Origin of the sequence: Methylobacterium sp. FF17 (assembly GCF_025813715.1) — a bacterium.
GTDB classification, from domain to species: Bacteria; Pseudomonadota; Alphaproteobacteria; order Rhizobiales; family Beijerinckiaceae; genus Methylobacterium; species Methylobacterium flocculans.
In genome coordinates this window covers 1,476,816-1,502,666 of record NZ_CP107532.1, presented here as the reverse complement: position 1 = coordinate 1,502,666, position 25,851 = coordinate 1,476,816, and the positions used below count along the sequence as shown (strand labels likewise).

Below are 25,851 nucleotides of genomic sequence, written 5' to 3'. Positions count from 1 at the left end.
AGAGAGCATGAGCAACCGGATGTGGGGCGGGCGCTTCGCGAGCGGCCCCGCCGAGATCATGGAGGAGATCAACGCCTCCATCGGGTTCGACAAGCGCCTCGCGCCCCAGGATATCCGCGGCTCACTGGCGCATGTGGCGATGCTGGGCGATGCCGGCATCCTGCCATCCGCCGATGTGGCCGCGATTCAGGACGGCCTCAAGGCCGTGCGTGAGGAAATCGAGGCGGGCAGCTTCGTGTTCAAGCGCGAACTCGAAGACATCCACATGTCGGTCGAGAGCCGGCTCACCGAGATCGTCGGTCCCGCCGCCGGGCGCCTGCACACCGCGCGCTCGCGCAACGACCAGGTCGCCACCGACATGAAGCTCTGGGTGCGCGACACCCTCGACAGCCTCGACGCGCAGGCCGCCGACCTTCAGCGGGCGCTCGCCGAGAAGGCGCTGACCCACGCCGCAACCGTGATGCCGGGCTTCACCCACCTGCAATCGGCCCAGCCCGTGACCTTCGGGCACCATTGCCTCGCCTATGTGGAGATGTTGGCGCGCGACCGCGGCCGATTCCGCGATGCCCGCGCCCGTCTGAACGAGTGCCCCCTCGGAGCGGCCGCGCTCGCCGGCACCTCGTTCCCCATCGACCGGCATGCCACGGCCGCTGCCCTCGGCTTCGACCGCCCCACCGCGAACTCCCTCGATTCCGTGGCCGACCGCGACTTCGCCCTCGAATCGCTCGCCGCCGCCTCGATCTGCGCGGTTCACCTCTCGCGCTTCGCCGAGGAACTCGTGGTCTGGACCTCGGCCCAGTTCAACTTCGTGCGCCTGTCGGACGGCTACACCACCGGCTCCTCGATCATGCCGCAGAAGCGCAACCCGGACGCCGCCGAGTTGGTGCGGGCGAAATCCGGCCGGGTCATCGGCGCGCTTACCGGCCTCCTCATCGTGATGAAGGGCCTGCCGCTCGCCTATTCGAAGGACATGCAGGAGGACAAGGAGGGCACCTTCGATGCGCTCCAGGCCCTGTCCCTGTGTCTGGCCGCGATGACCGGCATGGTGCGCGACCTCGAACCCAATGCCGAGGTGCTCGCCCGCGCCGCCGGCTCCGGCTACGCCACCGCCACGGACCTCGCCGACTGGCTGGTGCGCGAACTCGGCCTGCCGTTCCGGGAGGCGCACCATGTCACCGGCCGCCTCGTCGGCGCGGCTTCTGCCCGCAACGTCGGTCTGGAGGAGCTGTCGCTGCCTGAGATGCAGGAGGCCGAACCCCGCATCACCGACGCGGTCTATGCCGTGCTCGGCGTCGGGAATTCGGTCTCGAGCCGCACCAGCTACGGCGGCACCGCGCCCGACAACGTGCGGGCGCAGGCCTCGCGCTGGCTCGCGGTCCTCGGAAACGCGTAGGCGCGAAGAACCGCGATCGGGGCAGGTGCGTTCACGGCTCAGCTATGTGATGCTGTGTAGGACCTGCCCGAGTCCTTCGGAGATCATTTCATGCCTCCCGACAGCTGGATTGCGCCGGACGACGTCGCGGCCTGCGCGGCCAACGCCATCGCCCGGATCGACGGAACCCTGAGCCGCCTGACCGAGGCGGATCGGGACGCGTTCTGGGCCTCCGTGCGCAAGTGCTACAACACGCCCTACAATGATCCGAAGCCGCGCGCCCTGCCGCGCGCGCAGGTGCCCTTGGCCGAGCCCGCCGCCCGCGAGGCGCCCTGCGCACCCCCGCCGGTGGAGCCCGCGCCGCTGTCGGCGCTTGCCGCGGCGGTGTTGGCGACGCTCCCGGGGGCGTTCACGACGGAGCCGCACGCCGCCTGAGGGCGCGACACATTCGAGGTTCCGCATCCGCCGTGCGCCCCGCGCCGCAATTCCGGACGATTGCCAGGGTCTCTCAGCCCCGAGACGTCCTCAAAAGGTTACCCATGCTTCCTGTTCTGCGGCGCGGTCTCCAGCTCGGGGCCGCCACGTTCGTCCTGGCGGGTCCCGCCTCTCTGATCGGCGCGCCTCACCCCTTCGCGGCCAAGCCGGCCCTAGCGCAGGAGGCGGCTCCGGAAGGGGCCGAGCCCCCCGCCAAGGCGCGCCGGCGCGGCCGCGAGCGGGCGGCGAAGGCTCCCGTCACCGCCCCCGGCATGCAGCAGGCGACACCGGTGGCGATCTTCGGCGACTGGAACGTCTTCGCCAACGGCCAGGGCAAGACGCGGGTGTGCTACGCCATCGCCCAGCCCCAGACGCGCTCGCCCAAGACCCTGAAGCGCGACACCGCCTACCTGTTCGTCACCGTGCGCAAGGCCGAGAACGTGGCCAACGAGGTCGCGGTGATGCTGGGCTTCCCGGCCAAGCCTGCCAGCAGCCAGGCCCCCGCCAGCAGCCAGGCCAGGGCCAATGCCGGCCCGGCTCCCACCGATCCGACCCTGAACCTCGGGGCCACCCGCTACGGCCTCGTGACGAAGGAGAACAACGCCTGGCTCCAGAACCCGGCCGAGGAGACGCGCGTGGTCACGGAGATGACGCGGACCGCCAAGCTCCAGATCAAGACTACCTCGATGCGGGGCAGCTCCACCAGCGACGAGTATGCCCTGGCCGGTTTCGCCGACGCGATGAAACGCGCCCGCGAGGAGTGCAAGTAGAACCGCTCAGTCCGACGCCTGCGCCGCCCGCGCGCGGATCGCCGCGAGGGTGAGGTGCGCCGGGGACCCGTCGCCGGTGATGGCGAGGCGCTCGCCGCCGGTGGCGAGGAGCAGGGCCAGCGCGTCCCGCAGCGAGGCCTCCGACGCGATCGTGGGGGCGTCCGGCGCAGCGCCCGGAACCGCGAGGGTTCCGGCGGAGATCAGCGCGAGGCGGCGCAAGGCCCGGTCCTGGCCGACGAACTCGGCGACATCGGCATCGGCGGGATGGGCGAGGATGCGCTCCGGCGTGTCGGCCTGGACGATGCGCCCCTCCCGCATCAGCACGACGCGGGTGCCCATCCGCATCGCCTCGTCGATGTCGTGGGTGACGATGAGCACGGTCTTGCCGAGGCGCCTCAGGATCGCGCCGATCTCCACCTGCAGCCGGTCGCGGGCGACCGGGTCCACGGCGCCGAAGGGCTCGTCCATGAGGAGGATCGGCGGATCGGCGGCGAGCGCCCGGGCCACGCCGACGCGCTGGCGCTGGCCGCCGGACAGCTCGTGCGGACGGCGGTGGCGGTACGCGGCGGGATCAAGGCCCACGAGGTCGAGCATCGCCTCGACGCGGTCGGCGATCCGGGCTCGCGTCCAGCCGAGCAAGCCCGGCACGGTGGCGATGTTGTCGGCGACGCTGCGGTGGGGAAACAGGCCGACGCCCTGGAGCACGTAGCCGATGCGCCGCCGCAGCAGGACGGGGTCGCCCCGTGCCACGTCCGCGCCGCCCACGAGCACCCGCCCGCGATCCGGCTCGACGAGGCGGTTGACCATGCGCAGAGTCGTGGACTTGCCGCAGCCCGAGGGGCCGATCAGGGCGCACACGCTCCCCTCCGGGACCACGAGGTCGAGGGCCTCGACGGCCGCGCGCCCCGCACCGGGAAACCGCTTGCTGACGCCCTCGAAGCGGATCACGGCCGCCGGCGGGTCGGCGGACCAATCGTCAGCAGCCCTTGCAGATCGAACCCATGGTGGTGCGCATCTTGGAATCCCATGCCTTGTCGCGGGCGGCCGCGGCGCGCTGGGCCTTGGCCATGTCGGCCTCGGTCGAGGCGCGCGAGTAGGGGGCGCTGCCCTTGTCCCCTCCGCCGCCGCCGGGCGGCTTCGTCACGCCCGTGGAGGTGATGTTGCGCGGGACGGGGGCGCCCGGTGTGCCCGGTGCCGGCTGGGCCAGGGCGGGGGCAACTCCGAGGAGGAGGGCCAGGGAGGCGAGGGCGACGATGCGGGACATGAGGGCGGACAATCCCCGACAGGGTTCGAGACGAAGAGCAGGGCGACCAGACGATCCCACTCTCCACAGTTCTTTCCATCCTACGATGGCTGGACGTGAAAAATATGGCACCGTCGCCGTGCGGCGCGGCACCGACCCGGCGACATACGTGCCAAAAGGCACACGTCAGGGCCCGCTGAGGAAGCCGATGCGCTCGCGGGCCGGCTGGCCGATCCAGAGCAGGACGGCGCCGATCACGAGACCGATCAGGGCGGCGGGCGCCAGGGTCAGGGGCAGCACCAGGATCTGCCAGAGCCATGGCGCCACGGCCTCGACGCTGCCCTGGAGGGCGCTCGCCCTGTCCTTGAACAGGGTGAAGGCGAGGTCGCTGACGCTGGTGACGCGCACCCCGTTGTTCGCGATGGAGCGGGCACCATCATAGACGAGGCAGACGAAGCCGGCCGCGAGGAAGACGAGGCCGAGGAAGCGGCTCAAGAAACGGATCATCGCACCCGATCGCACCCACCGGCATCCGCGCCGGCCTGGAGGCTGAGTAGGAGCGCGCGCCTGTGGGCGCAAGCGGGCGCGCGTGGTTGGCTCGCGCGGGAAGCCGGGCCATATGCGGGCGGCGCATCCCCGCGCCCCCGATCCGAAGACGAGACTTGCCGCCCCCATGCGCGACGCCCCGATTCCACCCCATCCGGTGCCCGCGACCCGCGGACCCGCGCCGGCCCTCGCGCTGGTGATCTTCGATTGTGACGGGGTGCTCGTCGACAGCGAGCCGATCAGCCTGGCCCGCCTCACGGCGGGCCTCAACCGCATCGGCGTGCCGATCGATGTCGAGACGGTGCGCGCGCGCTTCGCCGGCACATCAATGACCTCGATCATGGACCACATCGCGCGCGACTACGGGATCGTGGCCCCCGACGGCTTCGTCGAGGCGGTGAAGGAGGACACGCTGCGGGCCTTCGATGCGGAGCTTCGTGCGATGGCGGGGGTCGCCGAGGCGGTCGTCGCCCTCGGGCTCCCGTCCTGCGTCGCATCGAGCAGCGACCCGGTCCGCCTGCGCCACTCGCTGGGACTCACCGGACTGCTGCCGCTCTTCGAGGGACGGATCTTCTCCTCGACCATGGTGGCGCGGGGCAAGCCGGCGCCGGACCTCTTCCTGCACGCGGCCGCCACCATGGGCGCCGCACCCGAGGCCTGCCTCGTGATCGAGGACAGCGTGCCCGGCGTCACGGCGGCTTGCGCTGCCGGCATGCGCGTGGTCGGCTTCAGCGGCGGCGGGCACTGGGGCCATGATCCGGCGGCGGCCGATCTGACCCGGGCCGGTGCCTCCCGGGTGTTCCGCGATTACCGGGACCTCGCAGCGGTCATCGCGGCTGCTTGAGGGCTCGTGCGAAGGAAGCTCGCGTCGGCGGGTGTAAGCGTGGCGGTTTCTGCCATGCTCTTTCGCGCATTCGGAAGATCGATCCGTTGACGAAACGAGATGGAGTCAGCATTTTAAGGATGTTCGGCGGGACGAGACAGTGTCGCCGAACCGCGGTGATTTGAAGTGTGTAGCTTGCGCCGCGTTATCAAACGCTAAAGCACCGCGACGCGCTCGCGCCTCGTGGTCCTTCTCGGAAAGGATGACTTGCCGTGACTGTTTGCAAAAGTTCCCTGGCCCTCCGGTCCCAAGGCGGTTGCTGTCGACGCTGACATCTCCCTGTCGCGTCCGCCCGTCAGACCCTCGCCGGCCCCCGCGCCGGCCACCGGAGTTCGTCCATGCCTCACCTTCACACCGACGCCGAGCGTGCGCTGAACCACCTGCACACGCCCTCCGGCTTCGTGGATCATCGCGCCGACCGCGCCCGCAACCGTCTCCATGTCGAGCCGGCCCCGCCGCGCATCATCGAGATCGGCGAAGTCACGGCCGGGATCGTCGTGCCGGAACCCGGCGGCGTACGCTTCTTCTCCTCGAGCCGGGATTTCGCGCCCCTCGACGGCACGGTCTTCCGCAGCGTCGAGCAGGCGGCCCGCGCCGCGCGGGACCGGTTCCGCAACCAGTCCCGGCCGAGGGCCCGGCTTCAGGCGGTGTGAGGCCGGGCCGCTCTCGGCCTCACACCGGCCAGGCTGCCTCGCGGTAGGCGCCGTCCCAGAACAGGTATTCGAGGCGGGTGGCCTGGTCGTAGGCGTGGTGCATCCGCGCCCGCGCCCCCGGGGAGGCCTGGGCCGCCGCCGCATCGGTGGCCGCGATCATCGCGGCGACGGCTGTGGCGAAATCCTCACCCGCATAGGTGTCGATCCAGGCGCGGTACGGATTGTCGCCGCGCGCACGGGACAGGATATCCCGCCCGATCTCGGCATAGATCCAGAAGCACGGCAGCAGGGCGCCGAGCACCACCTCGTAGGGCTCCGCATAGGCGGTGGCGATGAGGTAGGCGACGTAGTGGTCGCAGGGCGGCGAGAGCGGCGTGCGCGCGAACGTATCGGCATCGATGCCGTAATCGCGGAAGAAGCCGCCGTGCAGCGAACGCTCGACCACGATGGCCGTCTCGGCCGCGCGGGCGAACTGCACCATCCGGTCGGGGTCCGGCGCCTTGGCGGCCGCGAGCGCCAGGGCACGGCCGAAGCCCACGAGGTAATGCGCGTCCTGGACGATGTAGTGGAGAAACCGGGCCCGGCTCAACGAGCCTGCCGCGAGTTCGGCGTTGAACGGCATGGTGCGGATCGCTTCGTAGGCGGCCGCGTTGCGCGCCCAGGCCTCCGCCGAGAATGTGCCGGTCATCCCCGGGCCTCCGGCTCGAAGGAGAGGGTGACGCCGTGGCGGGCTCGGGCGCCGGGGGCCAGCAGGCGCTGCGAGTCCCGCTCCACGAGGTCGCCGGTGAAGCCCGCCCAGTCCGCATGGCCCGTCCAGCATTCGAGGGACAGGAACGGCGCCGTCGGCTTGGTCCAGACGGCAAGGTGCGGGAAATCCGAGACCGCCATGCGGATCGCCTGACCGTCCGGGCCTGTGAAGCGCAGCCAGCTGCTCGCCGCGTCGCGGAAGACCAGGGCCTCGCTGAAGATCGCCGGATCGAGGGGCAGGGTGGCGCCTTCCAGGGGGATCGGCCGCTCTTCACGCAGGAGCAGGCCGCCGGCCCCCACCTCGGGCGCGAAGGGGCGCTCGGGCTGCGCGAACCGGACCGCGTAGCCGCCCCCGGCCGCGCGGGTGCCGCCGGCAAAGGGCCAGGGGAAGGCCGGGTGGAAGCCCAGTCCGTAGGGCAGCGCCCGCGTGTCGGTGTTCTCGATCCAGACCTCGAAGTCGAGGAGGCCGGGGCCGACCCGGGCCGTGATGTCGAGGCGGAAGGCATAGGGGTAGTGCACGCGGGTTTCCGCGCTGTCCGTAAGACGCAGGCGCACGCTGTCCCCGGCCCGCTCGATTACCGTGAAGGCCAGGTCGCGGGCAAAGCCGTGCTGCGGCATCGGGTAGGCCCGGCCGTCCACCTGCACCGCGCCGCCGGTCGAGGCGCCGACCACCGGGAACAGCCACGGCGCATGGCGATTCCAGTGCGCCGGGTCGCCGCTCCAGAGGTATTCGCGACCCGCCACTTGCCAGGAGACCGGCTCGGCGCCGTCCACCGCGATGGTCGCCTGCGTGCCGTCCTCGGCCGTGATCGTGATCCGTTCGCCCATCGGTGTCCTGTCGTTCGGCTGGCCACCTGCACGGGGCGGCGGGGAGGTTCGGTCAGCGCGCCTTCAGCACCGCCCGGCAGGCGGCCGGAAGGGCGGCCAGGGTCATCGGGGGTCTGGGCTTCGGCGGCTTCGTGGAGGGTCTCGGGTTCATCACCGCGTCGCTGAACCAGTAGGCGAGCTCCTCGCCGCAGCCGTCGCCGGAGGGGGGCGGGGCCTGGTCGCCGCACTGGTCCTGGCCCGCCGGGCAGGCGAGGCGGATATGATAGTGATAGTTGTGCCCGTACATCGGCCGCACCTTCGAGAGCCAGGCCCGGTCGCCGCCGGCCTCCCGGCACAGGGCCTTCTTGATCGCCGGGTTGACGAAGATGCGCGCCACCTCGCGCTCCTGGGCCGTCATCCGGATCAACCGGAGGTGCTCCGGGCGCCAGACCTGCGGGTCGATGTCGAGGCGGTCGGACCGCACCACGTTGGTGGCGGAGGTCTCCTCGCGCTCGGCCCGGCTCATGCGGTGGTTCGGCATCGGGGTCAGCCAGACGTCGGCGTCGAGGCCGAGCTGGTGCGAGGCGTGCCCCGTGAGCATCGGACCGCCGCGCGGCTGGGACATGTCCCCGACGAGGAGGCCGTTCCAACCCACCTGCGGCGCCTTGGCGGCGAGCCGCTCCAGGAACTCCACCAGCGGCGGGGTGCCCCACATGCGGTTGCGCGACAGGCGCATCACCTGCCAGTTCGGTCCGTCGACCGCGAGCGCCTCGCCTCCCGAGAAACAGCCCTTGGCATAGGAGCCGTAGGCATGGGCCGGGCCGGAGGCGGGCGTCGTGGCCCGGCCGAACAGGGCCTTGGCCGGCGTGTCGGGTGCGTCGGGGTTCGCGAGGGGCGGAAGCGGCTTCGGATTGACGCTGCCCCGGTCCTGGGCCTGTGCCGACAGGGGGAGGCCGAGGAGCAGGAGCGTCACGAGGCGGAGGAGGGTCAGCGGAGGGGCTCCCGGGATACGCTTCCGCGCCGGGCGCGGCGCGGAGCATCGTGCGACGGATCGGACGAGCGAGTGGAATCGGACGAGCAAGTGAGATCGAACGAGCAAGTGAGATCGAACGAGAACGTGGGGCGCCACGCTAGAGCCGATTGCGTCCGGACGGAAGCGGCTCCAGCCCCCCCGGAGCTACTCCACGGGTGCGACGGCGATGCGGATGGCGTCCGACGCGGCATTGCTCACCACGATGGTGATGGGCGCGGTGCCGAGCTGGAAGCGCACGCTCTTCGCGAGCATCGGGCAGCCCGGCCGCATGGTGTGGGCCGTGGCGGGCCGAGTGGTCTTCTCGTCCTGGCTGACGTCGATCCAGGCCCGGTCCGAGAGGGTGACCTGATAGGGGCCGGGCGCCAGCGGCGCGTCGAGGTGCAGCACGCCGCTGAAGGAGCCGGGCTTCGGCTCCCGCGAGGGCGCGAAGGGCAGGGTGATCGCGTCCCGCGGCCTCAGGCCGAGGGTCGCGGCCGGCATTGCCGCAAGCGTGCCGCCGGATTCGACCCGCGGCAGGCCGGCAGCCGAGAACCAGGCCTGCTCGCGCAGGAGCGACCAGTCGAACTGCGTGCAGGCGGCGGGATCCGCGCCCGGCGTTCCGCCCGGGCTGTGCGGAGGCTCGCCCTGGGCCCGTGCCGGCAGGGCGGCCAGCGCGAGGAGCACGACGGCGGCAAAGCGGCGCATGATCTCAATCCACCGCGACGAGGACGTCGGAGGATTTCACGACGGCGTAGGCGTCGCCGCCCACGGTCAGCTTGAGGCTGTCGACGGACTCGTTGGTGATCGAGGCCGTCACCACTTCGCCGCCCGCGATCTCGATCTTCACATGGGCGGTGGTGGCGCCCTTCTCGACGGAGACGACCTTGCCCTTGAGGACGTTGCGCGCGCTGATCTTCATGAAGCGGAAATCCTTCACCATTGCCGGCCCGGACGAGAACGTCGCGGCCGACCGGGACGATGCCGTCCGGGGCCACCGGGGGCAAGCCGTTCGGGTGCAACCCTGCGTCGGCAATACCACGCGGAACCGGCCCGCCCTCGGGGAGGCGGGTCCTTGGAGCCACGGGAGGACCGATTCAGGAGGACTCGGAATCATCCTCCGGAGCGGTCTCGGCATCGGAGACCCGGCGGCGCGTGCCCCATTCGGCGAGCACGTCGTTGAGTTCGTCGAGGACGAAGTGGCGGGCGCTGTCGCGGTCGTAGCCCTCATCCAGCAGGGCGTCGTACTCGGTGAAGACGTGGCGGGCATAGGCCACGAGGGCGAGCCAAGCGGCGGTGTCCGCCTGGGCGTTGCGCAGGCCCGGGCTGGCCAGGGCCCGGTCGATCACCGCCTCCGTCTCGAATTCGGGCAGGCGCGGAGCGAGATGCGTCAGGGCCGCCGCCACCGCCTCGCGCCGGTTCATCGCCTCGCTCTCCTAAAAAGCGCCCCGGGATCAGCGGTCGTGGTGGCCCGCGATCAGGCGGTCGGTCAACGCCATCAGCAGGCCGGAGACCACGAACACCATATGGATGCCGACCAGCCAGTACAGGTCCCGGTCGCTCATCGCCTTCAGGTCCATGAAGGCCTTCAGGAGCGAGATCGCCGAGATGGCGACGATGGACGAGACGAGCTTCAGCTTGAGCCCGGTGAAGTCGATGGTCCCCATCCAGGCCGGCCAGTCCTTGTGGTCGGCGTGATCGATCTTCGAGACGAAGTTCTCGTAGCCGGAAAACATCACGATCACGAGGAGCGAGGCGGTGAGGGACAGGTCGACCATGGTCAGGACGCCGAGCACGACCTGCGATTCGGTGGCGTCCCACATGTGCAGCACGAAATGAGCGAGTTCCTGCAGCAGCTTGACCAGCAGCACCAGAATACCGATCGCGAGGGCTCCATAGAACGGCGCCAGGAGCCAGCGGCTCGCGAACAGTGCCTTCTCGAAGAGGCTTTCCATATCGAGATCCCCTTGTCCGACGATCCCGGTCCCGGAATCGTGCGGTGCAACCGCAACGCTTCGCGCGGGCCTGTCGCATGGGGGAGGCGGGCCGGCAAGTCGCGGCGAGGCGCTTGCCGGCCTCTCAACGGAGGCGTCCGGGCTCAGGCGGCGACGCCGGTGCCGATCGGGCAGGTGACCCCGGTGCCGCCGACGCCGCAGTAACCGGCCGGGTTCTTGGCGAGGTACTGCTGGTGGTACGCTTCCGCGAAGTAGAACGCCTCCAGCGGCTTGATCTCGGTGGTGATCGGCCCGAAGCCTCGCGCCTGCAGCGCCGCGCCGTAGGCCGCCCGCACCCGCTCGGCGACGTCCGCCTGGTCGGCATCGACCGTGTAGATCCCGGAGCGATACTGGGTGCCGACATCGTTGCCCTGGCGCATGCCCTGGGTCGGGTCATGGTTTTCGAAGAAGGTCTTGAGTACCGCCTCCAGGGACAGTTCCGCCGGGTCGTGGACCACGAGCACCACCTCGTTGTGCCCGGTCAGCCCTGAGCAGACCTCCTCGTAGGTCGGGTTGGGCGTCGTCCCCCCGGCATACCCCACGGCGGTGACGAACACCCCGCGCGGCAGCTGCCAGAACTTGCGCTCCGTGCCCCAGAAGCAGCCCAGCCCGAGGACGATGTGCCGGAAGCCTTCCGGATAGGGGCCCTTGAGCGGGTTGCCGTTGACGAAGTGCCGTTCGGCGGTGGGGATCGGATTCGGCCGCCCCGGCAGGATATCGGCGGGATCGGGCATCTCGGGACGCTTGCGGAACTGGAACATCGGCTGGATCTCCGGTTGGGAGCGGGCCGCGCGCAGCGCCGGACCGTTACGGCGCGAGGTTCGCGAGGACCGGATGGCAGGCCGCGCGCTGGGCGTGGTCGGGAGGGCGATTGGCTGAGGCTCATATGGGGCGCCCGACCGCCGAGTTGAAGCGGATGCGGTCCCGGCCCGCCGCCCCGCACAGGACAGCGCGACTCACGAGGTCCGGACGACGCAATGTCTCGCCACGCGGGCGGTGCGCATCGACGGGCGCCCGCACAAGGGGTCAGTGGTCTTCCCGGATGATTTGTCGTGAATTTATCGATAACAACTTTCTGTCAAATATCGTCTGTCGGGCGGAAGGCCGGACCACGCGCCACGTCGACCGGATCCGCCCGTGACCCAAGCACCCGCTGTCCTCATCGTCTCGGACAGGCCGCATCTTGCGGCCCTGCTCGCCCGTGCCGTGGAGAACGTGGTCGCCTGCCACTGCATCGGGCCGCGCGAGGCATTGCCGGCCGTCCTGCCCCTCGTCGCCGTGGTCGATGTCAACCAGGATGTCGCCCTGGCGCGGACCTGGATCGCACGCCTGCACGTTTCCCGGATCGCGAGCCTCCAACTCACCGACCAGGCGCCGGCCGGACGCATGGCCGCGGCGACCCGGACCCTGCGGGCGGATGCGCCCCGGACGGTCGTGCTCGCCACCCTATTCGGCCTCATCGACACCTGGCAGGCGGCGCGTCGCAACACCGCCGCGACGATGACCGCCCCGGCCCTTCCCGGCGAAGGATCCTCCGGCCCGGCGATCTCCAGAAAAGCCGAGAGCCTCGCGCGGGCCGCCAGCGGCATGATCGCCCGGCTGTTCGAAGCTGCTTCGGCCGGACATCCCCTGACCCCGGCCGAGGCCGATGCCGGAACAGAGACCATCCTCGCGGCGATCTCGGATTGCGGTATCCGGACCTGGCTGGAGGTCATCGAGCGCCACGACCAGCAACTCTACCAGCACTCCCTCAGCGTCGCCGGATACGCCGCCGCGTTCGGAGCGGGCCTCAGGCTCACCCATGCCGACCAGATGCGCCTGGCCCGGGCCGCTCTCCTGCACGACCTCGGCAAGGCGAAGATCCCCCTCGCGATCCTGAACAAGCCGAGCCGGCTCAGCGCCGCCGAACTGGCGGTGATGCGCACCCATCCCGCCATCGGCGCCGATCTCCTCAAGGACCAGGGCGGCTTCGACACCGCGACCCTCGAGGTCGTCCGGCACCATCACGAGATGCTCGACGGCAGCGGCTATCCCGACGGACTCGCCGGCGCGGCGATTCCCGACCTCGTGCGCTTGGTCACGATCTGCGACATCCACTCGGCGCTCACGGAACGGAGGCCTTACCGCGATCCGCTCCCGCATCGGGAAGCCCATACCCTGATGCAGGCCATGGTTCCGAAGCTCGACGCCGACCTCCTGCGGGCCTTCGAACGGGTCGTGCTGCACGGCGTGCTCGACGGCGCGACCGCCTGATCGGGTGGAAGTTCTGGCAGGATAATGCTCCTCGACGGAGATCGTCTCCGGGATGCCCGCTGGTTGGAGAGATTCTCTCCCGGCGCCGTTGCTTTCAAAAGAACGTTTTATTGATTTTGCGGCCCGCAACGGGCACGTTTTCGTCAAGGCGTCGTCACCGATCGGCGCGTAATCCATCACGTTTTACAGTGCGCATATCTGCGGGATCATCCGTGTTGACCAGTGCTCCTCTGGGACGGTGGCGCTCACGCGTTCCGAGATCTTGGCGCCGATTCGAAAGTGATCCCATGTCGCTGCCCCGCATCGTCGGCTTCACCGCCAACCTCCAGCGCCCTTCGAAGACACGGGCCCTCGCGGAGGCTCTCGCTGAGGCGGTGGGCGCCGAGATCCGGGCCGAGATCCGCCTCTACGACATGGTGGATGCCGGCACCGGCCTCGGGGCCGCGTGGTCGCGGGATCTACTGCCGCTGCCGGCGCGCCGCATCGTCGAGGCCATCGAGGGGGCGGATGCGCTCATCGTGGGCTCGCCGGTCTACAAGGGAGCCTATACGGGCCTGTTCAAGCACCTGTTCGACTTCGTCGATCCCGCCGCCCTGGTGGGCAAGCCGGTGATCCTGTCCGCCACCGGCGGCGGACCGCGTCACGCCCTCGTGGTCGAGCATTCCCTGCGTCCGCTGTTCGGGTTCTTCAGCGCCCACACGATCCCCAGTGCCGTCTACGGTTCCGATGCGGATTTTCGTGACGGCGTCCTGGTCGATGCCGGCGTGAAGGCCCGGGTCAAGGATGCGGCGGGCCAGCTCGCGGACCTGCTTGGAGCCCGCGCCGCCCGCGCATCCGCCCCCAAAGCGGGGCCTGCGGCCTTCGCCAGCGCCGGGTGAGGACGCCGCCGCTGATCGCCCGACGCCACCCCATCGCCCCGCCGAGCAAGGGCTGAAGCGCATGACGACCCTTTCCGAGACCCGCACCTTCAAGGCCCGCGCCGCCGAGCGCCTGACGCCCTGGCTCGTCCCCGTGGCGATCCTGCTGGGCTGGCAGGTGGCTGCTTCCGCCGGCCTCGTCTCCACCCGCTTCATGCCGGCGCCCTCCGGCGTCCTCGCGGCGGGCTGGGCGGCGGCGCGCAGCGGCGAACTCTGGACCAACCTCTCGATCAGCTTCGCCCGCGCGGCGGTCGGCTTCCTCATCGGTGGTGGCATCGGCTTCGCGCTCGGCCTCGCCAATGGCCTGTCGCGGCTGTCCGAGCGCCTGACCGACACGACACTGCAGATGATCCGCAACATCCCGCACCTGTCGCTGATCCCCCTGGTGATCCTGTGGTTCGGAATCGACGAGGAGGCCAAGCTCTTCCTCGTGGCGATCGGCGTGTTCTTCCCGGTCTACGCCAACACCCTGCACGGCATCCGCTCGGTCGATCCGCAACTCGTCGAGATGGGCCGGGTCTACGGCATGTCGCCGGTCTCGCTCTTCACCCGCGTGGTGCTGCCGGGCGCGCTGCCCTCGATCTTCGTGGGCCTGCGCTACGCACTCGGCATCATGTGGCTGACGCTGATCGTCGCCGAGACGATCTCGGCCTCCTCCGGCCTCGGCTACATGGCGATGCAGGCGCGCGAGTTCATGCTGGTGGACGTCGTGGTCCTGGCCATCGTGATCTATGCCGGCCTCGGCAAGGCGGCGGATGCCGTGACCCGGCTGCTTGAGCGCAGGTTCCTGGCCTGGAACCCGGCCTACCGGAACGCGTGATGCGCCATTTGGGACTGATCACGACGCACGGATCCTGGCACGGCTCTCCTCCCCCTTGCGGGGAGGAGCCGGAGGTGGGGGTGGCTCCGCCAGCCTCTGGGGGCCGAGGGTCACCCAACCAGCCCCACCCCTGACCCCTCCCCGCAAGGGGGAGGGGGACGCGCCCTCTTCGAAGAGCGCCACCACGGTGCCATGCGGCTCTTTCTCAAAACCCCCACTCCCCTTCGACGGTCCGTCCCATGCTCGCCACCGCCCTTCGCGTCCCCGAGGACACCGAGATTCGCGACTTGAAACCGCGTGAGGCCTCCGTCCCGAAGGCGCCGGCCCGCACCGGGCCGGCGCCTTCCGCCACCGGCATCACGATCCGCGACCTGAGGAAGGACTTCGACGGCCAGACGGTGATCGAGGGGCTCGACCTTCACATCCCGGCCGGGCAGTTCGTGGCCGTGGTCGGACGCTCGGGCTGCGGCAAGAGCACCCTGCTGCGCCTGATCCTCGGGCTGGAGAGCCCCAGCGCCGGGCGCATCAACCTCGAAGCGCAGGCCCTGCGCACGCCCCCGAAGCGCATCATGTTCCAGGAGCCGCGCCTGCTGCCCTGGGCCCGGGTCGTCGACAACGTCGCGGTGGGCCTCGGCGAAGGCGGCCCGAAGGCGGAGCGACGCGCGAAGGCGCAGGCCGCCCTCGCGGAGGTCGGCCTGTCCGAGAAATCCGGCAACTGGCCCGCGACCCTGTCGGGTGGCCAGCGCCAGCGCGTGGCGCTCGCCCGCGCCCTCGTCAGCCGCCCGGGCCTGCTCGCCCTCGACGAGCCGCTGGGAGCGCTGGACGCGCTGACCCGCATCGACATGCAGGCGATGATCGAGCGGATCTGGCGGGCGCAGGGGTTCACCGCGATCCTCGTCACCCATGACGTCGCCGAGGCCGTGGCGATGGCCGACCGCATCCTCGTGGTGGAGGCCGGCCGCATCGCCCTCGACGTGACGGTGGACGTGGCCCGCCCGCGCCGCCGGGGGGACGCCGACCTCGCGGCCCTCGAAGGCCGCATCCTCGACCACTTGCTTTCCGAGCGTGCGCCGGCCTGAACGCCGCGCCCTCAAACCGCGTGAGAGACCCCATGACTGGACAGACCGACGTACTCTGGTTCCTCCCCACCCACGGCGACGGCCGTTACCTCGGCGCCCAGGAAGGCGCCCGCGACGTCTCGATCTCGTACCTGCGCCAGATCGCGCAGGCTGCGGACGAGCTCGGCTATTACGGCGTGCTGCTGCCCACGGGCCGCTCCTGCGAGGATTCCTGGGTGGTGGCCTCGGCGCTGGCGCCGCTCACGAAGCGCCTGCGCTTCCTCGTCGCCGTGCGGCCCGGCCTGCAGGAGCCGTCCGTCGCCGCCCGCATGGCCGCGACGCTCGACCGGATCTCGGACGGGCGCCTCCTCATCAACGTCGTCACCGGCGGCGATCCGGTGGAACTGCGCGGCGACGGCGTTTTCCTCGACCATGACGAGCGCTACGTCGTCACCGACGAGTTCCTGCACATCTGGCGCGGGCTGATGTCCGGCGAGACCGTGTCCTACACGGGCAAGCACCTCAAGGTGGAGGAGGGCCGGGTCATCTTCCCGCCCGTGCAGAGCCCCTATCCCCCGCTCTATTTCGGCGGTTCGTCGCCCGCCGGCATCGAGGTCGCGGCCGAGCATTGCGAGGTCTACCTCACCTGGGGCGAGCCCCCCGCAGGCGTCGCCGAGAAGATCGCCAGGGCCCGCGAGGCGGCCGACCGCAAGGGCAAGACCTTCTCCTACGGCATCCGGCTCCACGTCATCGTGCGCGAGACGGAGGGCGAGGCCTGGGCCGCCGCCGAGAGCCTGATCTCGCGCCTCGACGACGAGACCATCGCGCGGGCGCAGGCCACCCTGAAGCGCCAGGATTCCGTCGGCCAGAGCCGCATGATGGCCCTGCACGGGGGGGACCGCACGAAGCTCGAAGTCTCGCCGAACCTCTGGGCGGGCGTGGGCCTCGTGCGTGGCGGGGCGGGAACCGCCCTCGTCGGCTCGGCGGATCAGGTCGCCGACCGCATGAAGGAGTACATCGACCTCGGGATCGACCGCTTCATCCTGTCGGGCTATCCCCACCTGGAGGAGGCCTACCGCTTCGCCGAGCTGGTCTTCCCCAAGCTCCCCTTGCGCGCCACCACCGGGGTCGCCCCGACGAACGCCCGCAACAACGGTCCGTTCGGCGAGGTCATGGCCAACGACATCGTCCCGAACCGCCGCATCGCGGCGCATTGAGGCGGTTTCCCGCGCCCCGCGCGGGCGGGGCGTCCCTCACACGGGCAGGAGCGAGAATCCCAGGCTCCGCCCCGCGAAGCGCGCCGTGATCGTCCCCGGCCCCGTGAGGTCGAAGGGGACGGACAGGGTGCCGGTGGACACGATGCTGCCGGCGGGGATCGGCACGCCGCGCTCGCGCGAGACGGCGATGAGATCGGTGAGGGCCGCGAGCGGGTCGGTCTCGTCCTCGCCCGTCACGGCCCGGACCCGCGCGACACCGTCGACCTCGACCACGAGGCTGCGCGCCACCTCGGCGACGTCCCCCGACTCGATCGCCGGTCCGATCACCAGGGCCTGGAAGGCGGAATTGTCGGCGGCGAAGCTCGGCCAGCCGACGGCGCGGCGGTCGAAGAACCGCGACAGGACGAGTTCGAAGGCCACGCGGGTCTCGGCGACGACGTCCGATGCCTCGACGGCGGGCGCGTCGGGGTCGATGTCGCGCGCGATCACGTAGGCGATCTCGAACTCCACCGTCACCGCGCCGGCATGCGGCATCCGGATCGCCGCGCCGTCCCCGTGGAGCTGGCTCTTCAGCACGCGGCCCGCGATGGAGCGGCCGACACCGGAGGTGCGCTTGCCCTTGGCGCTGCCGATGGCGAGCTTCCAGCCGGCGCATTCATCCCCGATGGCCGCGAGGAGACGGTCCTGGATGGCGTAGCCCTCCGCCATGGTGCGCGGGCGGACGGCGTCCGGCAGGTCCGTGAGTTGCCGGCCCTCGCGGTAGGCCGCGAGCAGGAGGTCGGCGGCGGGCTGGGGATCGAAGGCTTCGGACATGGAGACCCTTTTCACGGTCGGGCGGAGGCGCTTCGCATCGACCGGATGTCGACGCGCCCGCGCGCCGGTTTCCTTTACGGCTCGCGCGTCGGTTCGGCCCGCAGAAAATCGAAGTCGCAGCCCTCGTCCGCCTGCAGCACCGTGTCGTGAAACAGGCGCGCATAGCCGCGTGCGGCCCAGTCCGGCCTTCGCGCCGGGTCGAGGGCGGTGCGGCGGGACTCCCATTCCGCCGCCTCCACCAGCACGTCGATGCGCCGACCGGCGGTGTCGAGGCGGATCCTGTCCCCGGTCCGGACGAGGCTCAACGGGCCGCCGACCGCCGATTCCGGGGTGATGTGGAGCACGATGGTGCCGAAGGCGGTCCCGCTCATGCGGGCATCCGAGATGCGCACCATGTCCTTGATCCCGCGCGCCAGGATCTTGCGCGGGATCGGCAGGTAGCCCGCCTCCGGCATGCCGGGGGCGCCCTTCGGGCCGGCATTCTGGAGGACGAGGACGTCGTCGGGTTCGACATCGAGGTCGGGATCGTCGATCCGGGTGGTCATGTCCTCGATCGAGCTGAAGACCACCGCCCGGCCGGTATGCTGGAGCAGGCCCGGGCTCGCGGCACTGTGCTTGATGAGGGCGCCGCGCGGGGCGAGGTTTCCGCGCAGCACCGCCATGGCGCCGACCGGCTTGATCGGATCGCCGGCCGAGCGGATCACGGTCTGTCCCGGCACGTCCTCGGCTTGCGCCACCACCTCCCGCAGGGTGCCGCCCGCGACGGTCAGGGCGTCGCGGTCGATGAGGGGCCCGAGGTTGCGCAGCAGGGCCGGCATCCCGCCCGCATGGTGGAAGTGCTCCATGTAGTGCTCGCCCGAGGGCTTCAGGTCGACCAGGACCGGCACCTCGGCCCCGATCCGGTCGAAGGCGTCGAGGTCGATGCGGTGCGGTGTCCGGTTGGCGATGGCCGTGAGGTGGATCAGGCCGTTGGTGGAGCCGCCGATGGCCTGGAGCACGACCTGCGCGTTGCGGAAGGCGGCCGGGGTCAGGAGTTGGCTCGGACGGGGACCGCCCGAGACCGCCATCTCGGCGGCGCGGCGCCCGCTCAGTTCCGCGATCCGGATGCGCTCGGCATGCGGCGCCGGCACGGTGGCGCTCATCGGCAGGGACAGACCGAGGGCCTCGGTCACGCAGGCCATGGTGCTCGCCGTCCCCATCACCATGCAGGTGCCGACCGACGGCGCGAGCCGGCTGTTGACGGCCTCGATCTCGTCGGCGTCGATCGTCCCGGCCCGGTGCGCGCTCCAGAGGCGGCGGCAATCGGTGCAGGCGCCGAGCACCTCGCCCTTGTGGTGGCCCACCACCATCGGCCCGACCGGGATGACGACGGTGGGCAGGTCCACGCTCGCCGCCGCCATGATCTGTGCCGGCAGGGTCTTGTCGCAGCCTCCGATGACGATGACGGCGTCCATGGGCTGCGCCCGCAGCATTTCCTCGGTGTCCATGGCCATGAGGTTGCGCAGGTACATCGAGGTGGGGTGGGCGAAGCTCTCGTGAATCGAGATCGTCGGGAACACCATGGGCAGGCCGCCCGCCAGCATCACCCCGCGCTTGGCCGCCTCGATGAGGGCCGGGGCGTTGCCGTGGCAGGGGTTGTAGTCGCTCGCCGTGTTGGTGATGCCGACGATCGGCCGGTCGAGGGCATCGTCCGTGTAGCCCGCCGCCTTGATGAAGGCCTTGCGCAGGAACAGGGAGAAGCCCGCGTCGCCGTAGCTGGTGAGGCCCTTGCGCAGACCCTTGCTCATGATGATTCGCTTCCGTCCCGGTTTCAGGGCGCCATGCGTGCGCGCGGGTCGACGCGGGCAATGCGCGACAGGAGATAGTCGACCTCCCGCTTGCCCTGCGCGGACAGGGCGGCGGCGGGCTTGCGCTGCGCGTCGGAGGCGAAGATCCCGCGCTTCTGGAAGACGTACTTGCGCACCGCGAGGCCCAGCGGCCCCTGCTGCTGCTCGTAGCGGAGATACGGCAGGTGCGCGTCGAAGAGGTCGTGGGCCGCGTCCCGCTCGCCCGCCGCCGACAGCCGCACCACGTCCACCAGCATCTCCGGGAAGGCGTAGCCGGTATTGGCCCCGTCCGCTCCGCGCTCCATCTCGAAATCGAGGAAGAGACCGCCATTGCCGGTCAGGATCGCGATGTGGCGCATGGAGCCGTCCTGCTCGAAGCCGCGCAGGGCCGTGATCTTGTCGAGCCCCGGCCAGTCCTCGTGCTTGAGCATGACGCAGGACGGGTTCTCGGTGACGATCCGGCGGATCACGGCCGGCGTCATCACCACCGAGAAGGTGAGCGGATAGTCCTGGATCACGAAGGGCACGTCCGGCCCGATCGCCTCGGCGGCGTTGCGGTAATAGGCGACCACCTGGTCGTCCGTGCGCAGGGTGTTGGGCGGCCCGATCATCACGCCGGCGGCACCGAGATCCATCACCTCGCGGGCGAGCGAGCGCATGGCGGCGAAGCCCGGCGCCGAGACGCCGACGAGGACGGGCACGTCCATGCGCCCGATGACCCGCCGGGCGATGGCGACGGCCTCGGCGTGATCGAGCTTCGGGGCCTCGCCGAGCTGGCCCAGGATCGTGAGGCCGTCGATGCCCGCGCCGGCGAAGAAGTCGGACATCCGGTCGAGGGAGGTCTCGTCGACCCGGCCATCGGGATGGAACGGCGTCGGGGCGATGGGGATCACTCCCTTGATCGCGCTGGTCAGGGCCATGGTGTTGTCTCCCGAGAGTGCCGGTCAGCGGACCGCCAGCGCGGCCGGATTGACGAGGTTGCGCGGCGGCTCGCCGCGCAGGATGCGGATCATCTCCTCGGCGGCGCCGAGACCCATCACCCGCAGGCTGTTCGCGCTCGTGCCGGCCACGTGCGGGGTCAGCAGCAGGTTCGGGCACCCGAAATACGGGTGGTCCGGGGGCAGCGGCTGGACCCCGAACACGTCGAGGGCCGCGCCCCCGAGGGTGCCGGCGCGCAGGGCCGCCGCGAGGGCGTCGTCCCGCACGATCGGCCCGCGCGCCACGTTGATCAGCACGGCGTCCGGCCGCATCCGGCCGATGAGGTCGGCATCGACGAGACCCCGCGTCTCGGGCGTCAGCGGGCAGGCCACCACCACCGCGTCGCTCCGGGCGAACAGCGTCTCGCGATCCACCGCCTCGATCAGGCCGTCCGGGTCGCGGGCGCTGCGGGAATGGCCGAGCACCCGCATGCCGAAGCCGTGCCGCGCGATGGCGGCGACCCGGCGGCCGATCCCGCCGAGGCCCAGGATGCCGATCGTCGTGCCGCCGATCTCGCCGAGGTCGCTCGCCTGGGATTTGGCGCTCAGCCAGCCGGCCTCGCGCAGGGTCCGGTCGAGGGGGCCGAGGCGGCGGCGCAGGTGGAACAGGGCCGCGAAGACGTACTCGGCCACCGCCCCGGTGTTGCTGCCGGGGAGGTTCGCTACCGGGATGCCACGCGCGGTCGCCGCCGCCAGCGGTACGAAATCCAGCCCGACGCCGTGGCGCACGATCCCGCGCAGGCGCGGCGCATGGTCGAGGATGTCGTCGGGCAGTTGCGCCCGCACGATCAGGCCCGCCGCCTCCGCCGCCAGCGCCCGCAGGGTCTCGGGCGCCGTGTCCCCCGCGCTGACGACCCGTGCGTGCGGCGCCAGCAGGGCCATCGCCTCCGCGTGGATCGGGTTGGTCAGGACGACCAGGGGCAGATCCGTCGGAGCCGGACCGGTGTCGGGTGCACTCAAGGGCAGCAGCCTTGTTGGGGAGACGCCTTGCGGGGAGAGCATGGGGCCGGTTCGCGGCCTCAGAAGAACGCCTGCAGGCCGGTCTGCGCCCGTCCGAGGATCAGGGCGTGGACGTCGTGGGTGCCTTCGTAGGTGTTCACCGTCTCGAGGTTCTGGGCGTGCCGCATCACATGATATTCGCCCATGATGCCGTTGCCGCCGTGCATGTCGCGAGCGGTGCGGGCGATGTCGAGGGCCTTGCCGCAATTGTTGCGCTTGATCAGCGAGATCATTTCGGGCGCCATGCGGCCCTCGTCGAACAGGCGTCCGACCCGGAGCGCGGCCTGGAAGCCGAGTGCGATCTCGGTCTGCATGTCGGCGAGCTTCTTCTGCACGAGCTGGGTCTGGGCCAGGGGGCGGCCGAACTGCCGGCGCTCCAGGGTGTAGGACCGCGCCCGATGCCAGCAATCCTCCGCCGCGCCCATGGCCCCCCAGGCGATGCCGTAGCGCGCCCGGTTGAGGCAGCCGAACGGCCCCTTCAGGCCCGAGACGTTGGGCAGCAGGGCGTCCTCCCCGACCTCCACGTCCTCCATCACGATCTCGCCCGTGGTGGAGGCGCGAAGCGAGAGCTTCCCCTTCAGGGTGGGGGTGGAGAGGCCCTTCATGCCCTTCTCCAGCACGAAGCCGCGGATCGCGCCCTCATGGGCGTCGGACTTGGCCCAGACCACGAAGACGTCGGCGAAGGGGGCGTTCGAGATCCACATCTTGGCGCCGGAGAGCCGATAGCCGCCGTCGATCTTTTCCGCCCTGGTCTTCATGCCCGCGGGATCGGATCCGGCGTCGGGCTCGGTCAGCCCGAAGCAGCCGATCCACTCGCCGGAGGCGAGCCGGGGCAGGAATTTCTGGCGCTGCGCGTCCGAGCCGTAGGCGTGGATCGGATACATCACCAGGGAGGATTGCACGCTCATCATGGAGCGGTATCCGGAATCCACCGCCTCCACGGCGCGGGCGACGAGTCCGTAGGCGACGTAGGAGGCACCCGCGCAGCCGTATTCCTCGGGCAGCGTCACGCCGAGCAGGCCGCGCGCGCCCATCTGCCGGAACAGGTCGGGGTTGCTGGTCTCCTGCGCGTAGGCCTCCACGATGCCGGGCAGCAGTTCCTCCTGCGCGAAGGCCCGAGCCGCCTCGTGGATGGCGCGCTCGTCCGCGCTGAGCTGGTCCTCGATCAGGAAGGGATCGTCCCAGACGAAGGCGGAGGAGGGCGGGGCGGACGGCGCGTCGGAGCCGGGCGGGCGCGTCGGGGCGTTCATGAGCAGTTCCTCACGGGCAATTCCTCACGGCCGGTTCTTCGACCGGGTTTTCGCCGATCCTATCAGGCCGGGCCGGGGAGGCCAGCCGTGCCTGGCGCCGCTGGCACGGGATCGCGCGCATCGTCAGGGGAAGCGGGGCGTTGCGCCTGCGCGCGGCGCGCGCCATGACTCCTGTCCCGAGAGATAGGGGCCCCCTGGGGTGGCCCCGGGAACGGAGATCCGGTCATGGGCGAGACGAACGCGGGCGGCGCCCGCCCCCTGCCGCTCACCGGCATCCGCGTGCTCGACCTCTCGCGCGTGCTCGCCGGCCCCTGGTGCGCCATGTGCCTGGGCGACCTCGGCGCCGAGGTCATCAAGGTCGAGCACCCGACGCGCGGCGACGACACCCGCGACTGGGGCCTGCCCACGGGGGCGACCAACACCTCGTACTTCGACGCGGCCAACCGCAACAAGCGCTCGATCGCCCTCGACCTCGCCACCCCGGAGGGGCTCGCCACGGCCCGCGAGCTGGCACGGTCCAGCGACGTGGTGGTGCAGAACTTCAAGACGGGAGGCGCCGAGCGCCTCGGCCTCGGCCACGCCGCGCTCAGCGCCGAGAACCCGCGCCTGATCTACTGCTCGATCTCCGGCTACGCCTCGGACGGGCCGGAGGCGACGCGCCCCGGCTACGACATCGTGGTGCAGGGGGAGGCCGGCCTGATGGCACTCAACGGCGAGGCCGAACGGCCACCCCTCAAGTTCGGCCTGGCGGCCGTGGACCTCTTCACCGGGCAATACGCGGCGCAGGGCATCCTCGCCGCCCTGTTCGAGCGCGAGCGCACGGGCCTCGGTCGCCACGTGGAACTCAGCCTCTTCGATTGCGGCATCGCGCTCACCGCCTATTACGGCCTCGATGCCCTGGTGCGGGGGCACGATCCCGTGCGGGCCGGCAACGCCCACCCGTCCATCGCGCCCTACGGCGTGTTCGAGACCGGCGACGGGCCGATTGTGCTCGCGGTGGGCAACAACGCACAGTACCGGCGCCTCTGCGAGCGGGTGCTGGAGCGCCCGGACCTCGCTTCCGATCCGCGCTTCGCCACCAACCTGGAGCGCTCGCGCAACCGCGCCGCGCTCCTGCCGGCGCTCGAGGCCGAGCTCGCCCGCTGGACCCGCGCCGACCTCCTCGCCCGCCTCGACGCGGCCGGCATCCCCGGCGGCGAGGTCCTGGGACTGCACGAGGCCCTGACCTCGGAGCGGGCCCGGGACCTCGTGAGCCCGCAGGGCGGGGACGCCCACGCGGCGGCCCGCGTCCTCGCTCCGCCCTACCGCCTCGACGGGCAGCGCTTGCCCGTGCGCCGGATGCCGCCCGCCCTCGACGCCTCGGGCGACGAGATCCGGGCGGAGGTTGCGGCCGGGGCCGCCGGGCTCAGGTGACGACGCTGGGCTCGGCCCGGCCCGTGATCGCGGCGATGTCGGCGAGATCGCGCGCGACCTTCACCACGGGGGCGAGCACCTCCGACACCGGCAGTTCGAGGCGGTCGGGGGCGGGTTCGTAGCGCTCGATATAGACCCGCAGGGTCGCACCCGCCGTCCCGGTGCCGGACAGGCGGTAGACCACCCGCGCATCCTCCGCGAAGGTGACGCGCACGCCCTGCTGCTCGGTGATCGAGCCGTCCACGGGATCGACGTAGCGGAAGTCGTCCGCCGCCGCGACGGTGAGGCCGCCGACCTTCGTGCCCGGCAATCCGGCGAGTTGGGCGCGCAGGCCGTCCATCAGCCGCTTGGCGGCATCCGAATCGATCTCCTCGTAGTCGTGCCGGGTGTAGTAGTCGCGCCCGAACGTGGCCCAGTGCCCGCGCACCACGTCCTGTGCCGGCTTGCCCGTCACCGCCAGGATGTTGAGCCAGATCAGCACCGCCCAGAGCCCATCCTTCTCGCGGACGTGGTTGGAGCCGGTGCCGGCGCTCTCCTCGCCACAGAGGGTGATCAGCCCGGCATCCAGCAGGTTGCCGAAGAACTTCCAGCCGGTGGGGGTCTCGTAGGCGGGAATGCCGAGCGAGGCCGCCACCCGGTCGAGCGCCCGGCTCGTCGGCATCGAGCGGGCGACGCCGGAGAGACCCTTCGCGTAGCCCGGTGCGAGATGCGCGTGCGCGGCGAGGATCGCGAGGCTGTCGCTCGGGGTCACGAACAGGCCCGGCGCCACGATCATGTTGCGGTCGCCGTCGCCGTCGGACGCCGCGCCGAGGTTCGGTGCCGCCGCGCTCAGCATGAGCTCGTAGAGGTCGTGGGCATGGACCGGGTTCGGATCGGGATGGTGTCCGCCGAAATCCTCCCGCGGCGTGCCGTTGAGGACGGTACCGGGCTCCGCCCCGAACACGCCTTCCAGGATGGCGTGCGCGTAGGGGCCGGTCACCGCGCTCATGGCGTCGAAGCGCATGCGGAAACCACCGGCGAACAGGCGGGTGATCGCGTCGAAATCGATGAGGTCGCGCATCAGCGCGAGATAGTCCGCGACGGGATCGATCACCGCCACGGTCATGTCGCCGATCCGGGTCTCGCCGAGGGTATCGAGGTCGACGTCCGGCCCCTCCACGATGCGGTATTCGGTGAGCGCCTTCGTGCGGGCGTAGATCGCCGCCGTCACGCCCTCGGGGGCGGGGCCGCCATTGGCGGTGTTGTACTTGATGCCGAAATCGCCGTCCGGTCCGCCCGGGTTGTGGCTCGCCGACAGGATGATGCCGCCGATGGCGCCGTGCTTGCGGATGACGCAGGACGCGGCCGGGGTCGAGAGCAGGCCGCCCTGCCCGACGAGCACGCGGGCGAACCCGTTGGCCGCCGCGATCTTCAGGGTGGTCTGCACGACCTCCCGGTTCAGGAAGCGGCCGTCGCCGCCGAGCACCAGGGTCGCGCCGGCCCGGTCGGCGATGCAGTCGATGATCGCCTGGACGAAGTTCTCGACGTAGCGCGCCTGCTGGAAGACCGGAACCTTCTTGCGCAGGCCGGACGTGCCCGGCTTCTGGTCGTCGTAAGGCGTCGTCGGCACGGACGTTAAGGGCATCGTTCAAGCACTCCTGGACGTTCGCGCCCAACAACGCCGTTTGCCCACGCGGGTCAATCGCGGACGCGTGCCCCGCACGCCAGAACGGACCTTCCGCCAGGCGAGCAAGCATCGTTCCGGCTGAGGCAGCGCTCTGGTCCGCACACGCGCTCACGGCCGCCGGTGAAAACCGTGGAAGAGCGACGC

28 protein-coding genes are annotated in these 25,851 nt (G+C 70.9%); 11 read left to right on the top strand and 17 right to left on the bottom strand.

Features of this window, described 5'->3' with window-relative positions:
• The first annotated feature begins 7 nt into the window (after window positions 1-7).
• The 3 genes from argH (at window position 8) to OF380_RS06930 (ending at window position 2,616) form a co-directional block, all read left to right on the top strand.
• On the top strand, window positions 8-1,393 hold the full coding sequence (gene argH / locus OF380_RS06940) for an argininosuccinate lyase (RefSeq protein WP_264050040.1): 1,386 nt from the start codon (window positions 8-10) through the stop codon (window positions 1,391-1,393).
• Between the two features lie 90 nt (window positions 1,394-1,483).
• On the top strand, window positions 1,484-1,807 hold the full coding sequence (locus OF380_RS06935) for a hypothetical protein (RefSeq protein ID WP_264050039.1): 324 nt from the start codon (window positions 1,484-1,486) through the stop codon (window positions 1,805-1,807).
• A 104-nt stretch (window positions 1,808-1,911) separates the two neighbouring features.
• Window positions 1,912-2,616, top strand: a complete 705-nt coding sequence (locus OF380_RS06930; RefSeq protein WP_264050038.1) for an invasion associated locus b family protein — start codon at window positions 1,912-1,914, stop codon at window positions 2,614-2,616.
• A gap of 6 nt (window positions 2,617-2,622) precedes the next feature.
• Here the strand turns inward: OF380_RS06930 and OF380_RS06925 are convergent, their stop codons facing one another.
• The 3 genes from OF380_RS06925 to OF380_RS06915 form a co-directional block, all read right to left on the bottom strand.
• Window positions 2,623-3,564: an ABC transporter ATP-binding protein gene (locus OF380_RS06925; RefSeq protein WP_264050036.1), complete on the bottom strand. Its 942-nt coding sequence runs from the start codon at window positions 3,562-3,564 to the stop codon at window positions 2,623-2,625.
• 28 nt (window positions 3,565-3,592) lie between these two features.
• Complete coding sequence (locus OF380_RS06920; RefSeq protein WP_264050034.1) at window positions 3,593-3,880, bottom strand: hypothetical protein; 288 nt, start codon at window positions 3,878-3,880, stop codon at window positions 3,593-3,595.
• Between the two features lie 165 nt (window positions 3,881-4,045).
• A complete protein-coding gene (locus OF380_RS06915; protein WP_264050033.1) occupies window positions 4,046-4,366 on the bottom strand; it encodes a PetM family of cytochrome b6f complex subunit 7 in 321 nt (106 codons plus the stop codon).
• 166 nt (window positions 4,367-4,532) lie between these two features.
• Here OF380_RS06915 and OF380_RS06910 point away from each other — a divergent pair, with 166 nt between their 5' ends.
• Together OF380_RS06910 and OF380_RS06905 are read left to right on the top strand one after the other, a co-directional pair.
• The gene (locus OF380_RS06910; RefSeq protein ID WP_264050032.1) at window positions 4,533-5,249 is read left to right on the top strand and encodes an HAD family hydrolase; all 717 of its coding nucleotides are present in this window, start codon (window positions 4,533-4,535) and stop codon (window positions 5,247-5,249) included.
• Window positions 5,250-5,626: 377 nt separating this feature from the next.
• Entirely contained in the window at window positions 5,627-5,941 is a 315-nt protein-coding gene (locus OF380_RS06905) for a hypothetical protein (protein WP_264050031.1), read from the top strand.
• Between the two features lie 19 nt (window positions 5,942-5,960).
• Here the strand turns inward: OF380_RS06905 and OF380_RS06900 are convergent, their stop codons facing one another.
• The 8 genes from OF380_RS06900 to msrA all read right to left on the bottom strand — a co-directional run bounded on the left by OF380_RS06900 (window position 5,961) and on the right by msrA (window position 11,259).
• Entirely contained in the window at window positions 5,961-6,629 is a 669-nt protein-coding gene (locus tag OF380_RS06900) for a TenA family protein (RefSeq protein ID WP_264050030.1), read from the bottom strand.
• Window positions 6,626-7,516, bottom strand: a complete 891-nt coding sequence (locus tag OF380_RS06895; protein ID WP_264050029.1) for an aldose 1-epimerase family protein — start codon at window positions 7,514-7,516, stop codon at window positions 6,626-6,628. Before OF380_RS06895 ends, OF380_RS06900 begins: the two co-directional genes overlap by 4 nt.
• A 52-nt stretch (window positions 7,517-7,568) precedes the next feature.
• Entirely contained in the window at window positions 7,569-8,468 is a 900-nt protein-coding gene (gene mepA, locus OF380_RS06890; RefSeq protein WP_264050028.1) for a penicillin-insensitive murein endopeptidase, read from the bottom strand.
• A gap of 204 nt (window positions 8,469-8,672) precedes the next feature.
• A complete protein-coding gene (locus tag OF380_RS06885; protein ID WP_264050027.1) occupies window positions 8,673-9,212 on the bottom strand; it encodes a hypothetical protein in 540 nt (179 codons plus the stop codon).
• Window positions 9,213-9,216: 4 nt separating this feature from the next.
• Window positions 9,217-9,426, bottom strand: coding sequence for a TOBE domain-containing protein (locus OF380_RS06880; RefSeq protein WP_264050026.1), 210 nt, complete (start codon window positions 9,424-9,426; stop codon window positions 9,217-9,219).
• A 175-nt stretch (window positions 9,427-9,601) separates the two neighbouring features.
• Window positions 9,602-9,928 carry a DUF2293 domain-containing protein gene (locus OF380_RS06875; RefSeq protein ID WP_264050025.1) on the bottom strand — a complete coding sequence of 109 codons (327 nt, stop codon included), beginning with the start codon at window positions 9,926-9,928 and terminating at the stop codon, window positions 9,602-9,604.
• 30 nt (window positions 9,929-9,958) lie between these two features.
• Window positions 9,959-10,459, bottom strand: a complete 501-nt coding sequence (locus OF380_RS06870; protein WP_264050024.1) for a TIGR00645 family protein — start codon at window positions 10,457-10,459, stop codon at window positions 9,959-9,961.
• Between the two features lie 143 nt (window positions 10,460-10,602).
• The gene (gene msrA / locus OF380_RS06865; protein WP_264050023.1) at window positions 10,603-11,259 is read right to left on the bottom strand and encodes a peptide-methionine (S)-S-oxide reductase MsrA; all 657 of its coding nucleotides are present in this window, start codon (window positions 11,257-11,259) and stop codon (window positions 10,603-10,605) included.
• A gap of 376 nt (window positions 11,260-11,635) precedes the next feature.
• On the opposite strand from msrA, the gene OF380_RS06860 reads away from it, so the two are divergent.
• The 5 genes from OF380_RS06860 (at window position 11,636) to ssuD (ending at window position 16,763) form a co-directional block, all read left to right on the top strand.
• Window positions 11,636-12,751 (top strand): HD-GYP domain-containing protein, encoded by a 1,116-nt coding sequence (locus OF380_RS06860; protein ID WP_264050022.1) that lies wholly within the window; start codon window positions 11,636-11,638, stop codon window positions 12,749-12,751.
• A gap of 287 nt (window positions 12,752-13,038) precedes the next feature.
• The gene (gene msuE, locus OF380_RS06855) at window positions 13,039-13,629 is read left to right on the top strand and encodes an FMN reductase (RefSeq protein ID WP_264050021.1); all 591 of its coding nucleotides are present in this window, start codon (window positions 13,039-13,041) and stop codon (window positions 13,627-13,629) included.
• A 61-nt stretch (window positions 13,630-13,690) separates the two neighbouring features.
• Entirely contained in the window at window positions 13,691-14,488 is a 798-nt protein-coding gene (ssuC, locus tag OF380_RS06850; RefSeq protein ID WP_264050020.1) for an aliphatic sulfonate ABC transporter permease SsuC, read from the top strand.
• A gap of 239 nt (window positions 14,489-14,727) precedes the next feature.
• Entirely contained in the window at window positions 14,728-15,567 is an 840-nt protein-coding gene (locus OF380_RS06845; protein ID WP_264050019.1) for an ATP-binding cassette domain-containing protein, read from the top strand.
• A 32-nt stretch (window positions 15,568-15,599) separates the two neighbouring features.
• Entirely contained in the window at window positions 15,600-16,763 is a 1,164-nt protein-coding gene (ssuD, locus tag OF380_RS06840; protein WP_264050018.1) for an FMNH2-dependent alkanesulfonate monooxygenase, read from the top strand.
• 36 nt (window positions 16,764-16,799) lie between these two features.
• Here the strand turns inward: ssuD and OF380_RS06835 are convergent, their stop codons facing one another.
• The 5 genes from OF380_RS06835 to OF380_RS06815 all read right to left on the bottom strand — a co-directional run bounded on the left by OF380_RS06835 (window position 16,800) and on the right by OF380_RS06815 (window position 22,628).
• Entirely contained in the window at window positions 16,800-17,576 is a 777-nt protein-coding gene (locus OF380_RS06835; RefSeq protein WP_264050017.1) for a 2-keto-4-pentenoate hydratase, read from the bottom strand.
• A gap of 74 nt (window positions 17,577-17,650) precedes the next feature.
• Window positions 17,651-19,363, bottom strand: a complete 1,713-nt coding sequence (locus OF380_RS06830) for an IlvD/Edd family dehydratase (RefSeq protein ID WP_264050016.1) — start codon at window positions 19,361-19,363, stop codon at window positions 17,651-17,653.
• A gap of 23 nt (window positions 19,364-19,386) precedes the next feature.
• Window positions 19,387-20,322 (bottom strand): dihydrodipicolinate synthase family protein, encoded by a 936-nt coding sequence (locus OF380_RS06825; RefSeq protein ID WP_264050015.1) that lies wholly within the window; start codon window positions 20,320-20,322, stop codon window positions 19,387-19,389.
• A gap of 24 nt (window positions 20,323-20,346) precedes the next feature.
• A complete protein-coding gene (locus OF380_RS06820) occupies window positions 20,347-21,381 on the bottom strand; it encodes an NAD(P)-dependent oxidoreductase (RefSeq protein ID WP_264050014.1) in 1,035 nt (344 codons plus the stop codon).
• A gap of 17 nt (window positions 21,382-21,398) precedes the next feature.
• Complete coding sequence (locus OF380_RS06815; RefSeq protein WP_264050013.1) at window positions 21,399-22,628, bottom strand: acyl-CoA dehydrogenase; 1,230 nt, start codon at window positions 22,626-22,628, stop codon at window positions 21,399-21,401.
• A 225-nt stretch (window positions 22,629-22,853) separates the two neighbouring features.
• Here OF380_RS06815 and OF380_RS06810 point away from each other — a divergent pair, with 225 nt between their 5' ends.
• Window positions 22,854-24,041, top strand: coding sequence for a CaiB/BaiF CoA transferase family protein (locus tag OF380_RS06810; protein WP_264050012.1), 1,188 nt, complete (start codon window positions 22,854-22,856; stop codon window positions 24,039-24,041).
• Here the strand turns inward: OF380_RS06810 and OF380_RS06805 are convergent.
• Window positions 24,034-25,665, bottom strand: a complete 1,632-nt coding sequence (locus tag OF380_RS06805) for an alpha-D-glucose phosphate-specific phosphoglucomutase (protein ID WP_264050011.1) — start codon at window positions 25,663-25,665, stop codon at window positions 24,034-24,036. The genes OF380_RS06810 and OF380_RS06805 overlap by 8 nt on opposite strands.
• Window positions 25,666-25,851: the final 186 nt, after the last annotated feature.